The sequence below is a fragment of the Bradyrhizobium sp. NBAIM18 genome (genome assembly GCF_020193825.1).
Lineage (GTDB): Bacteria > Pseudomonadota > Alphaproteobacteria > Rhizobiales > Xanthobacteraceae > Bradyrhizobium > Bradyrhizobium yuanmingense.
Genome location: NZ_JADYVO010000011.1, coordinates 125,540 through 137,815, shown reverse-complemented (window position 1 = coordinate 137,815; position 12,276 = coordinate 125,540). Strand labels below are relative to the sequence as shown.

Annotated in this window: 12 protein-coding genes and 1 tRNA gene; 9 read left to right on the top strand and 4 right to left on the bottom strand. The window is 63.3% G+C overall.

Features of this window, described 5'->3' with window-relative positions:
- Window positions 1-10 precede the first annotated feature (10 nt).
- The 7 genes from I6F17_RS23700 to I6F17_RS23670 all read left to right on the top strand — a co-directional run bounded on the left by I6F17_RS23700 (window position 11) and on the right by I6F17_RS23670 (window position 6,788).
- Complete coding sequence (locus I6F17_RS23700; RefSeq protein WP_225128782.1) at window positions 11-394, top strand: RidA family protein; 384 nt, start codon at window positions 11-13, stop codon at window positions 392-394.
- Window positions 395-789: 395 nt separating this feature from the next.
- Entirely contained in the window at window positions 790-1,953 is a 1,164-nt protein-coding gene (locus tag I6F17_RS23695; RefSeq protein ID WP_225128784.1) for a PspA/IM30 family protein, read from the top strand.
- A gap of 10 nt (window positions 1,954-1,963) precedes the next feature.
- Complete coding sequence (locus I6F17_RS23690; protein WP_225128786.1) at window positions 1,964-2,623, top strand: OB-fold-containig protein; 660 nt, start codon at window positions 1,964-1,966, stop codon at window positions 2,621-2,623.
- 23 nt (window positions 2,624-2,646) lie between these two features.
- Complete coding sequence (locus tag I6F17_RS23685; RefSeq protein WP_225128788.1) at window positions 2,647-4,344, top strand: flotillin domain-containing protein; 1,698 nt, start codon at window positions 2,647-2,649, stop codon at window positions 4,342-4,344.
- 104 nt (window positions 4,345-4,448) lie between these two features.
- Window positions 4,449-4,523: transfer RNA gene (locus I6F17_RS23680), tRNA-Asn, on the top strand.
- A gap of 658 nt (window positions 4,524-5,181) precedes the next feature.
- On the top strand, window positions 5,182-6,306 hold the full coding sequence (locus tag I6F17_RS23675; protein ID WP_225128811.1) for an AI-2E family transporter: 1,125 nt from the start codon (window positions 5,182-5,184) through the stop codon (window positions 6,304-6,306).
- Window positions 6,307-6,332: 26 nt separating this feature from the next.
- Window positions 6,333-6,788, top strand: a complete 456-nt coding sequence (locus I6F17_RS23670) for a potassium channel family protein (protein WP_225128791.1) — start codon at window positions 6,333-6,335, stop codon at window positions 6,786-6,788.
- 56 nt (window positions 6,789-6,844) lie between these two features.
- On the opposite strand, the gene I6F17_RS23665 is transcribed toward I6F17_RS23670, so the two are convergent.
- Window positions 6,845-7,528, bottom strand: coding sequence for a helix-turn-helix domain-containing protein (locus I6F17_RS23665; protein ID WP_036039435.1), 684 nt, complete (start codon window positions 7,526-7,528; stop codon window positions 6,845-6,847).
- Window positions 7,529-7,832: 304 nt separating this feature from the next.
- Here I6F17_RS23665 and I6F17_RS23660 point away from each other — a divergent pair, with 304 nt between their 5' ends.
- The gene (locus I6F17_RS23660; protein WP_036039437.1) at window positions 7,833-8,456 is read left to right on the top strand and encodes a response regulator; all 624 of its coding nucleotides are present in this window, start codon (window positions 7,833-7,835) and stop codon (window positions 8,454-8,456) included.
- Between the two features lie 170 nt (window positions 8,457-8,626).
- On the top strand, window positions 8,627-8,995 hold the full coding sequence (locus I6F17_RS23655; RefSeq protein WP_036039439.1) for a response regulator: 369 nt from the start codon (window positions 8,627-8,629) through the stop codon (window positions 8,993-8,995).
- Window positions 8,996-9,009: 14 nt separating this feature from the next.
- On the opposite strand, the gene I6F17_RS23650 is transcribed toward I6F17_RS23655, so the two are convergent.
- The 3 genes from I6F17_RS23650 to I6F17_RS23640 are packed head-to-tail and all read right to left on the bottom strand — an operon-like array spanning window position 9,010 to window position 12,203.
- Window positions 9,010-9,594, bottom strand: coding sequence for an invasion associated locus B family protein (locus I6F17_RS23650; protein WP_225128794.1), 585 nt, complete (start codon window positions 9,592-9,594; stop codon window positions 9,010-9,012).
- A 24-nt stretch (window positions 9,595-9,618) separates the two neighbouring features.
- Window positions 9,619-10,503, bottom strand: a complete 885-nt coding sequence (locus I6F17_RS23645; RefSeq protein WP_225128796.1) for a dienelactone hydrolase family protein — start codon at window positions 10,501-10,503, stop codon at window positions 9,619-9,621.
- Window positions 10,504-10,514: 11 nt separating this feature from the next.
- Entirely contained in the window at window positions 10,515-12,203 is a 1,689-nt protein-coding gene (locus I6F17_RS23640) for a transporter (protein WP_225128798.1), read from the bottom strand.
- Between the last annotated feature and the right edge of the window lie 73 nt (window positions 12,204-12,276).

The following is a 12,276-nucleotide window of genomic DNA, read 5'->3' as shown; positions in this document are numbered from 1 at the left end:
GGACATCCAAGTGAAATTCCACATGATCAGCGGCGCACCGAAGCCGGTCGCGCCCTTCAGCCACGCGGTGGAGACCGACGGCTTCGTTTTCGTGACCGGCCAGATGCCCGATACGCCGCAGACGCCGGGCGTGCTGCCCGACGGCATCGTCAGGCAGACGAAGGCCGTGATGGAGAATTTGAAAGTGGTTCTCGCGGGCCTCGACCTCGGCCGAGAGCACGTCGTGATGACGCGGATCTATCTCACGCGCTTTAGGGAAGACTATGCGGCGATGAACGAGACCTATCGGACGTACTTTCCGCCGGATCGCCTGCCGGCCCGCACCTGCGTCGGCGTCACCGGCCTGGCCTATGATGCGCTGATCGAAATCGATCTGGTGTGCCGGCGACCGTGACGGTCTAGGCGCGTGGCCTGGATTGAGCGAAGCGATATCCGGAACCGCCGCTGCGCTATGAAATGAGAGTCGATGAACAGAGGTGTCGGGTCAGACTCCGTCACTGCAAGCGCAGCGCAGCAATCCAGACTGCCTCCTCGGAAGCAGTCTGGATTGCTTCGTCGCAAGAGCTCCTCGCAACGACGCGCCGAGAGAGTGATGGCCTACCGAACGCTCCCCGCATTTCATCTCAAATTGCAACCGTCGCGTGCAGGAAGTCTTGATCTGCCGTGAGCTAGGGGTAATCGGCCGCTTTGAACGTAGGCCTGGACCGTCGCGACTAACCGACAGAGTGCATATGGATCAGCAGAACGTGATCGAGGTTCCTCTTTTGAAAGCACTAAAATGGTGCTTTAGTGCTTTCCATGAGCCAATCGCCCCGACACGCGCCGTCCGCGCTGCGTTACCGGCTTGCCCCTGACCCGGCCGCCAAGGCCGCCATCGAGGCGACATTCCAGGCCTATGACCGCATGATGGAAATCCTCGACGAGGTGGCGCGGATCCACAATGTGGGTTCCAATGTGGTCCTGCTCCATGCCCATGCCTATGAGCCGATCCGCAAACAGACGGCACTGCCTTCGCGGCTGGTGACGTTGGGGCTGCGCGACCGCGCGGAGTATCGCGCCGCGCAAGGCCGCCGCCTGCCGCTCGACGACAAGCTCGCCAAGATCAAGGGGCCCGCCACCATTTCGATTGCGACCGTGCAAGGGCGCTTCAGCGTGCCCTTCGACTATGCCGGCTATGCCGAGGGCTGGGGACAGAGCGTGCCGGCGCGCCTCATCCGCACCGACGACGGTTTCGAAGTTCACTACGGCGTCACGCCGAACAGCCTGCCAGAGGAGGAGAACGCCATGGATACCATCGCTGCCGCTCCCGACAACTTCCTGTCCCGTGTCGGGCGCCTGATCGCCGGGATCGCGTACGATGCGATCGAGCAGGCGGAAGGCAAGAACAAGCTGAAGGTGGTCGGCCAGGCCATCCGCGAGATCGAGCGCGCCGAGACCGAAGCGCGCGATGCGCTCGCCGCTGCCCGGGCCGAGGAATATCGCCTCAACGCGCGCCGCAGCGAGATCGAGCGGGCGATGACCGATCTGACCGCCAAGATCGAGGCCGCGATAGCAGACGGGCGCGATGATCTCGCCCGCGCCGGCATCGCGCGGCAAATGGACCTGGAGGCGCAGTTCGAGGTGCTCTCTCGCGCCATCGACGAGAACAACGAGAAGATCGAGCAATGCGTCACATCGCTCCGCGCGGTGCTGTCGGCGCTCCAGGATGCCGAGCAGCGCCGCGCCGATCTCGAAAAGAGCGAGGCACAGGCCAGCCCACAGACATCGACTTCGTCGCGGAAATCCGGCGGCACCTCCGCTGCCGCGAAGGCGCTGCGGGCGGGCAGGGCGGTGGCACGGGCCACCGGCGTGCCGCCGGGAATTCCTTATTCGAGCGACATCGACGAGCTGAGCACGCTCCATCGCGACAAGGAAATTGCAGCGAGGCTGGCCCGGTTGAAGTCGGGCGGCTGAGTGCGGTGTCATGAGCGCTCTGCTCGAACACGTCATGGCGCCTGAGGTCAGGCCGTTCGCGATTGCGGCGGCCATGATCGTCATCGTCGGCTCGGTCGAGGTGATCTCGATGCTGGTCGGGGCCTCCTTGAGCGAGATGCTGGGCACCAACATCGATTTTGCTCACCCCAGCGACAACGGCGTGCTCAACGCCATCTCCTGGATCAATGTCGGCGGCGTGCCGCTGTTGATATTCCTGCTGTTGCTGCTCGGCGCCTTCTCCATCACCGGATTCCTGATCCAGGACCTCGCGCGAATGGTTGCGGGTCCCTTGCCGGCGACGGTCGCCTCGGTTGGGGCCGTCGTGGTGTCGGTTCCGCTGGTGCGCGCCGCCAGCAGGACCATCGCGCGGGTCATTCCCAAGGACGAAAGCTACGTCGTCGGCCTCGGCGATCTGGTCGGCCGCATCGGGGAGGTCGTCGTTGGCCCGCTCGACCAGGGGCCGCCCGGCCGCGTCAGCGTCGCCGACATCCACGGCAACCGCCATTTCGTCTCGGCGGTCGCGGCGCCGTCATCGGGACCTTTGCCGCAGGGAACCATGGTCCTCCTGGTCGACCGCGACGGCACGCGCTTCGTCGCGGTGAAGGCCGACGATGAACTTAAGCCGTCCAACCCCACTCTAAGCAATTAGCAAGTCCCACAGCGGAGAAAGTCATGTTCGACATCGCAGTCCCGGCCGTGATCGGCGTCGCGCTGATCGTCGTCCTGGGGATCGTCTTCACCATCCTCTACAAGCGCGCCACCCGCGACGAGGCCTTCGTGCGCACCGGGCTCGGCGGCAAGAAGGTCGTGCTCGACGGCGGCGCCATGATCCTGCCGATCTTCCACTCCTATGCCAGCGTCAATCTGAAGACGCTGCGCCTCACCGTCGAGCGCAAGGAGCGGGAATCCCTCATCACCAAGGATCGCCTGCGCGTCGACATCGTCGCCGAGTTCTACGTCCGCGTCCGTCCCGACGAGGAGAGCATTGCGCTTGCAAGCCAGACGCTGGGCGCGCTGACCAACGATGCCGAGGCGCTGCGCAACCAGGTCGAGGCGAAATTCGTCGACGGCCTGCGCTCGGTCGCTGCGACCATGAGCATCCTGGAACTGCAGGAGAAACGCTCGGACTTCGTCAAGCACGTGCAGTCCACGGTCGAGTCTGACGTGAAGTCGAACGGTCTCGAGCTGGAATCGGTGTCGCTGACCAAGCTCGACCAGACCGACGTCAAATTCTTCAACCCGGAGAACTTTTTCGACGCCGAGGGTCTGACCCAGCTCAAGACGGTCACCGAAACCCGCCGCCGCGATCGCAACGCCATCGTGCGCGATAACGAGGTCGCGATCGCGCAAAAGGACCTCGAGGCGCGGCAGCAGACCCTTGGGATCGAGCGGACCAAGAAAGAAGCCGAGCTGTCGCAGGAACGCGACATCGCCAACAAGACCGCGAGCACCCGCGCCGAGGTAGCAACCGCGACGCAGACCGCACGCCTGACCGAAGAGAACGCTCGCATTGACACCGATCGTGCGGTTGCCGAGAAGGAGGCGGGTGCCAAGCAGGTCAAGGAAACCGCGGTGATCGAGTCGGAGCTGGCGATCAACAAGCGCAAGACCGACGCCCAGCGCGAGATCCAGATCGCGACGCAGGAGAACGAGATCCAGATCGCGGCGAAGAGCAAGGAGACGTCGGAAGCCGTCGCCGAAGCCAAGACCGCCGAGGCGCTGGCTGTCTCCGCGGAGGAAAAGGTCGTCACCGCGCGCGCCATCGAGGTCGCCGATCGCGCCCGCCTGACCCAGGTGCTGGCCGCACGCACCGAGGCCGAACGCAAATCGACGGAGCTGATCGTCGCGGCCGAGGCCGAGAAGAAGGCCTCGCTCGATCGCGCCGAAGCCGTCAAGACGCTGGCCACCGCGGAAGCCGAATCCAACAAGATCAAGGCGGTCGGCGTCCGCAACATCGGCGAGGCGGAAGCCGCCGTCATCACCATGAAGAACGAGGCGCAGAACAAGCTCGGCAGCAACGTCATCGATTTCGAGATCGCCAAGAAGCGGATTGAGACCATGCCATCCGCGCTGGCGGAGATGGTGAAGCCGATCGCGAATCTCAAGGATGTCCGCATCCTGCACACCGGCGGCGCGTTCGGCGGCAACGGTGCGAGCGGAGGTAATGTCGGCTTCGGCGAAGGTCTGGCCGGCGAGCTGCTCAAGGTTCACGCGCTGCGTCCGATGATCGACGAGATCCTGCGCCAGAGCGGTTTTGCGCCGGGCGACGATCCGGTCAAGGCGCTGGTCGGTGCCGTGACCGGAAAGAGCAACGGCGCGGCCGTGCCAGCGGCGGCCGTGGCCATCGAAAAGACCGAGGCCGCCGAGTAATGCTGGTGGCAGGCTTGCGCTTGCGGAGGACCGTGAATTCGTCCTTTGCAAGCGCAAGCGGCTTTGTTATACGCAGCCGCGCGCGGACGAACAGTTCGCCCTTTTCCTCGGTAGCTCAGCGGTAGAGCATCCGACTGTTAATCGGATGGTCGCTGGTTCGAATCCAGCCCGGGGAGCCATCAGGCTGTTTCCAAGCCTCTCAAAACACTCCAAAATCAAGCAAGACCTGGGCGTAAGCCTCTGAAACATCAGGGGTTTCAACGTCTGCTCTGCCGCTTGCGCCGTCGTCTGGAGCGGCTGGGGGATATGGAGGGGGTAGGGCCTTGTAGCCCAAATTGCCCCTCAGAATCCCCCAAATTCCAGCGACGGCGTTGGAATAAAGTTCCGGAAGGCACTCTCTAATCGGGTCGCCCTGAGCGCCAAGTCCGAATCGAAGGACTTAAAGCCTGCCGATACCCCCAGAGCTTGGCCCTTTTGGTCGTGACCAGAAAGAACAGGCTGCCGGACGGAGCGGCCGATATAGCTGGCAGTACCAACGCCATTAGCCTCCAGACGGGCACCGCGATTGAGATCGTGGGCTTTGCCGTCGGTCGGAGCTATGTCGAGATCAATCCGTTCGTCGGCGTCAACTTCACGACTGCTTGCTCAGGTCCAGCACCGGGGCATTCTCACTCGCGGGCGGTGAACCGCGCAATCTGCGCCGGGACGCAATGGGCTGCGCGCCAGTCGCCGATCTCGCCAGGCAGCCGAACGCCTAGCTTGATCTGGATCAAGCCTCCGCGGTGGGCCGCCCCGCTAGCTGCTCAGCAGCGGTCCGTCGGCCGGGAGGCAACGACCTTGAAAACGCTTCGCCAGCTTCTGTCCGCGGAGGACATTGTCCAGCTCGTGATCCGGCTGGGCTTGCTCGGGTTACTGATCTTCTGGACTTTCCTGGTGCTCCGGCCGTTCGTGCCAATCTTGAGCTGGAGCGCCGTGTTGGCGGTGGCATTTCATCCCGTCTTTGCCTGGCTCGCCCGCCGCCTCGGTGGCCGGCCCCGGACAGCCTCAGCCGTTCTCACCCTGATCACGCTGGGCATCGTCATCGGTCCCGCCGCTTGGCTCGGTCTCAGTGCGGTCGAAGGAATCCGGGACCTTGCGGCCCAGATCGGCAGTGGCGATCTCGCGCTCCAGGCCGCACCGGAGCAGATCAGGAGCTGGCCGTTGATCGGTCCTCAGCTCTACGCGATCTGGAACGAGGCCTACACGAACATCCGTGCGGCGCTACGCGAGGTGGCGCCGTACTTGAAACCGCTCGCCGGAGTGATGCTGTCGTTTGCCGGTGACACCGGAATTGGCATGCTCCAATTCCTGCTGTCGGTGATCGTCGCGGGCTTTCTGCTCCCGCACGGCGCGCAGCTCGTCGCCGCGCTGCGCGGCTTCCTGTTGCGCGTCGTACCCGGCCGGAGCGAGCACTTTCTCGAGCTCGCCGGCGCAACCATACGCGCCGTCGCGCAGGGCATTATCGGCGTCGCCATCCTTCAGGCCTTGCTGGCGGGCATCGGCTTCAAGCTCGCAGAGATCCCAAGCGCGGGACTGCTCGCGGTCGTCGTGCTCTTGCTGTCGATTGTCCAGATCGGCGCCGCCATCGTTATGCTCCCCGTGCTGGTCTGGATATGGATGGACAAGGACGTGACCGTCGCCCTGCTCTTGACTGTCTATCTGGTCGTCGTCGGTCTGCTCGACAACGTGCTGAAGCCGCTCCTCATGGGGCGGGGCCTGACGACGCCCACGCTGGTCATCCTGATCGGGGTCATTGGTGGTACGCTCGCGCATGGAATCATCGGACTATTCATTGGGCCGATCATCCTGTCGGTGGCCTGGGAGCTCGCGACCGCATGGACAGGAATCGACCGCGCTGCGTCAGCGCGGGTCGATCAGGAAACCGTTGTCGCAAAGGAAACGATCGAGGCACGGTTGGCCTAGGCAGAAATGAGGTTTGGTTCACCCCGATGATGCTCCAATTCCTCGTCGGCACGCTCGTCAGCGTGATCAATATCGGAATCCACGCGCTCGTGACGGTGGTCGCCGTCACGGTGGCCCGCAGTGCCGTCCCGCGCCATACCAAGCGGCCGCGATTGCACCTCATGAGCGTCATGATCACGATCGCCGTCGTGTTGAAGATCGCCCACATGATCGAAATTCTGATGTGGGCGGCGACCTACCAAATCGTGCACGCGGCGACCGCCGACGCAGACATGCTCTACTTTGCCTTCGTCAACTACACCACGCTTGGCTACGGCGACATCACGCCGGTGCGCGAATGGCGGCTGCTCGGCCCGCTGACCGCTATGAACGGTGTTCTGCTGTTTGGCTGGTCCGCCGCCATTCTGTTCGAAGTCTTGCTCAAGACGCTCGACCATCTCGGACTCACGGAAAGACCCGGTGCGGACCTGCCACGCACCTGATGCTGTCGCCTTGGTCAATCTCGACCATTGCGGAACGTGAACAGGCCTTCGCCGGCTCAGGGCTGCAGATCGAGGCTTGCGAGCTGGTGCCGGTCGAGCAGCACGATCTGGCGTTGCGTGTTGCCGATGAAGCCGAGCACGCCGAGCTCATGCAGCCGCGACAAAGCCCGCGAGACGGTCTCCAGCGTCAGGCCGAGATAGTCGGCGATATCGCGTCGCGACATCGGAAGCGCCATAACGCCTGCAGCCGTCAGGCGCTTGTCCATTTCGAGCAGGAACGCGGCGACACGCTCCAGGGAGGTCTTGCGACCGAGAAGCAGCATGTGGTCTTCCGCATGCTGGAGGTTATTCGTGGTCATGCTGAGCAGGTTTCTGGCTACCATGGCATCGCTCTCTGCCACGATTTCCAGGCTTTGGCGTTTGATCAGCCGCACCGTGGTGTCGACGATGGCTTCCGTCGTGAAGCGGTGCTCGCTGCCGTTCTCGAGCCCGAAGATGTCGCCGACGAGGTGAAATGCGCCGATCTGCCTGCGCCCGTCCGACAGCAGCTTGTAGCTACGCACCGCGCCGGATTTGACCTGGTAGACATACTCGGCCGGCTCCTTCTCACCGTAGATCTCGGAGCCTTTTCGGTAGGAAAATTCGCTTAAATTGACCAGGGCATTTGAATGAGATGCCATGCCGAGGTCGCGGAGGGTATTGGGACGCAGCGTGGAATCCGTCGTGATGCGAACGAACATAGGCCAACTCCTCAGCTTTCCGCCGAATTGGTCTGTCAGACGAAATACTTTGCCGGAAATGCGCCGCGCTATCCCACTCCCGCCGAAGTTGATTTTCGGCCAAGGAAGTATTCTTATCCATTGTCCCAAGGTTCATTGTACCAAAGGACAGCACTGGTGATTGCTGCGCTGGATGAGAATCCCTCACCGCAGGGAAGATGCGACATATTGCGAAGCAGATATTCCGACCTTCAAACGAGAAAATCGCTTTGAAGAACGACAAGGACGTCGAGCGTCCTGATCAAGTTGGGCGAGAGGTAGGAAGTTGCCAGGCCTTGTTCACGTTGTTGACGACGACGAGTCGTTTCGGACCGCGATCGAGCGCCGGCTAAAGCTCGCGGGATACGAGGTCGCGACCTACGCCTCGGCGCTGGAGCTCCTGGACTCGGCGCCGGATGACGGGCAGGCGGGATGTATCCTGCTCGACGTGCGGATTCCGGGCCTGAGCGGTCCCGACCTGCAGGCGCGGTTGGCTGCGGCGGGGTCGATGCTGCCCATCGTCTTCCTGACCGGTCATGCCGACACGCCGACGACGGTGCGCGCGATCAAGGCCGGTGCGGAAGACTTCCTGACCAAACCGATATCGTCCGAACAATTGCTCGAAGCGATCGAGCGCGCGCTGGCTAGTCAGCGGACGGCGCGCGCCCAGGCCAGCAGGCTGGATGCGTTTCGTGGTCATCTGGCCACGCTGACGCAGCGCGAGCGACAGGTGTTCGATCTGATCGTGCGCGGCAGGATCAACAAGCAGGTCGCGCATGAGCTGGGGACCACCGAACGCACCGTGAAGGCGCATCGCCATCAAGTGATGGAGAAGATGCAGGTTCGCTCGCTGGCGGAACTCGTTTCGATCGCAGAGCGTCTCGGAATGCTCGATCCGGACGAACGCTGACGGCTCTGAAAAGGCGCGCGGTTCCCTCGACGTGCCTGTCCCAAAGGACAATGCAAGGGCGTGTTGACAGTGCACGACGAGCTATGTGCAATAATGCACATAGGCACACGCGAAAGCGCGGAGCTGTCGTATCCGATATCCCACTGTCGACTTCCGGAAAGGCAATCGCCTTGCCCCTGCGCGAGTCCGTCTTCGTCGTCGATGACGATCCGTCCATGCGGACCAGCATGGACAGGCTGCTGCGAGGATACGGCTTCGCCACAACCCTGTTCGACACGGGAGGGGCCTTGCTCGATCATGACAGGTTCCACACCGCGATCTGCATCATCCTCGACATCAATCTGGGTGCAAGGTCCGGCATCGAGGTGCGGCGAAGCCTGGCCGAGAAGGGCATTGCGGCACCGGTGATCTATGTCACCGGCAATGACAGCCCGGCAAACCGCTCGGCCGCGATTGCCTCGGGCTGCATCGCCTATCTCATCAAGCCGTTTGCGGCGCAGTCTTTGATCGAATCCGTCCAGCGCGCCCGCGTCTTGTAGCTCCACGACGGCCGTCATTCTTCGACATATTGCTCGAGTATCCTGGTCGGCGCCCCCTTATGGGCGGAACCGAATTGCGCGAGCGGAATCGAAGTCGTCACGGCAAGAAGATTGGAGTCGACGAGTTCGAGCAGAAGCGTTTGACCGTTTTCCATCTCCGAGATGATTTTTGGCGTCACGACGTCCGCCGCGACGCATAAATTGGTGAGACACCAGGTATAAGGAATGCGGAACGCAGCGCCATGGTCGACTGCCAGTTTCGGCGGTTGTTGCAGGTACATCCCGATCGGTACGAAAAGTTGCAGGCGTGCTGTGGCCGTGTCCTCCCTCTCGATCAGATCGATGCGCACGGCCGTCTGCCCGGTCGGGAATTGGCCGGTGATCGAGGTTCGGCAGAGGGTGGGCGCGCCGCCGGCCTTGAAGCACAGTTTTTGCCAGCTGCCATAGGTGATGTCGCTTGCTTCGCGCTGGCCGCGTGTTGCGACCTCGGGGGGCTTCTCGGATTGCGCCGACTTGGGCGATGCGACACTCGAGGTCGTGGCGCTCTCGACCAATGCAACCATCAGGAGACCAGAGAGACAATCAAGAGCACGAGCCATCGCTGTAACTCCGAAATTCCTAGCTCAGTTCTGCGCATCGAGAAACCTCGCAACCAACGGCGACCAGAGCGGGATTGCGTCCGGCGAACCGATGAAGAAATGTCCCTCGTTGCCGAACGGCGGCATCAGGTGATATTCGGCCCGGCCGCCGGCGGCGGTGAAGGCAGCGTGCATTCGCTTTGACAGGTCCGGACCGAAAAACGTGTCGTTCCCGATGTAGATCCACAGCATCGGCACGCGCGATGTCCGGCCGAAATCGGCGGTGGCCTCGACCAGGCGGTCGGGCGCGCAGTTATTGTTCGGCTTGCCGCCGACGCGTCCGCCGCGGCCCGCGGCAAAGACAATGATGGCCTTCACTTGTGGCGGGTTCATGCTCGACAGCGCGATCGAAGCCCAGCCGCCGGCGGACTGCCCGACCACGATCACGTCTCTGGGAATGATGCGCTTCTCGGAGGCCATATAGTCGATGATCCACAGATTGGCCTGCGCCAGCGCAAGGCCGGCATCATGGAAGTTCGGATTGGTGCATTTGCCGACCTTCGAGAAGAACGGCCCATAGAGCGCACGCTCGGGAATATCGATGGCTGCTGCGCCATACCCGCTGCCGACCGGCGCCACCACGAGATAGCCGCGCCTTGCGAACCATTTGGCGGCATCGCGAAATTCCACCAGCGGAAAGAAGCTGCGATCGATCGGGTTGAGCGAAACACCATGGTTCATGATCGCCAGCGGGAAAGGGCCGTCGCCCACGGGGCGCACCAGATAGGCGAACATCGGCAGCGGCAGGGGCAGCGCCCAGATTTCCTCCTGGATGCGGACCTCGTCCGCGGCGTGCGTGGACGATGCGGCCACGAAGACGCTGAGCAAGGTGATCGCGAAAAAATGGAGCAATGCAGGTCCGCGTCGCATCCGGGCCTCCCTCAACCTGAATAGGTTGCGGCCACGACGATCGGGCCGAGCACCGTGAGGACGACATTGCCGACCGCGTAGGGGACGGCGACGCCGAGCACCGGCGTCTGGCTCTCGGCAACGTCGCAGGCGCCGGTGACGGCGGCATCGACCGTCATGGCGCCGGCGAGCGCACCGCAGGTCACGACCGGATTCATGCGCAGCAGATAATAGGCAACCAGCGTTCCCACCGTCATCGGGACCAGCGTGACGACGATGCCCATGCCGATCAGCAACAGACCGTGCGCCTGGATCGCCGACCAGGCGGCAAGACCGTTGCCGAGTCCGATCGCCGCGATGAAGCCGCCGAGGCCGATGTCGCTCAGGGTCTGCTGCGCCGCGGGCGGCATTGCGCCGATGCCCGGCCTGCGCGAACGCAACCAACCGCAGACGAGCCCGGCGATCAGCGCGCCGCCGCCGCCACCGAGTGTCAATGCGACAGTGCCGATTTTGAAGCTGGCAAGGCCGGCCAGAAGACCCACTGCGATGCCCGCAGCGAGAAAGGCGATGTCCGTGCGGTCGCTCGTATTCAGAGCGTGTCCCACTGGCGCCGTTGCCCGCGCGATATTGCCGGTGCTGCCGACCAGCGTCATGACGTCGCCGAGATAGACGCGCGTATCGGGACCGAGCGGCACTTCCCGCCCCATGCGCGTCAGCGCACGCAGGAATACACCGCGTGCATTGTCGCCGAGCCGGTCAACAATTTCGCGCAGTGAGCGGCCGTGCAGCTGGCGGTTTTCAACGAGCACTTCGATCACATTGCCGGGCAGGTTGCGCAGCAGCTCCCCCGCGTCGATCTCGGCCCCGAGGATCGGCTTGGCCGCGACAATCGCGGCAGTCGGACCGGCGATGACGATGTCGTCGCCGGCCTCGAGCACGGTATCCTGCTGCGGCTTGATGTCGGCCCCGCTGCGCACGATCCGCTCTACGACCGTGCGGCCGCCGATCTCCGCCTCGATGGCACCGATGGTACGACCAGCGCCGGCCGAGACGCGATAGGCGCGGGCCTGGAATTTGCGATATGACAGGTTTTCCGTCTTTGGCGGCGTACCGCCCGCGAGCTCCGCCTCGAGCTTTTTCGCCTCCGCCTTCAGATCGATCCGCATCAGCCGCGGCGCGACGAATGGCACGAACAGGAGCGTCAGGATGTAGCCGAGCACGTAGGTCACCGCATAGCCCGCCGCGATGTTGGCTTCCTGCTGCTTCAGCACGTCGCTCTGCAGGCCGAGCTGCGCCAGCGCGCCGGATGCGGTGCCGATCACCGAGGATTGTGTCAGCGCCCCTGCCGTCAGTCCTGCCGCTGTCCCCGTATCCAACGTGAAGACACGCGCGAAGATGAGCACGAGCGCGAGCCCCGTGGCGCCGATCACCAACGCCAGCACGACCTGTGCCAAGGTCCGCACGCTCAGCGAGGCGAAGAATTCCGGTCCAGAACGGTAACCGATCGTAAAGACGAACAGGCTGAACAGGATCGCCCGGAGGATCGGCGGGAACGTGAAGCTCCCGAGTTGCCCGATCAGCACGGCGACGATCAGGATGCAGGCGGTGGTTCCGATCGAGAAGCCGCGAATCCTGATGCGGCCGAGGATGGTGCCGATCGCGATCGCGAGCAGCAGGAAAATTTCCGGTGCGGTGGCGATGATCCACCCGACGGTTTCCATGGCATTCCCCCGGCGCTTTGGCGTGATTTGATTGACGGCGTCGGGATATTGCTTGATCCAGATCAAGCCTTCG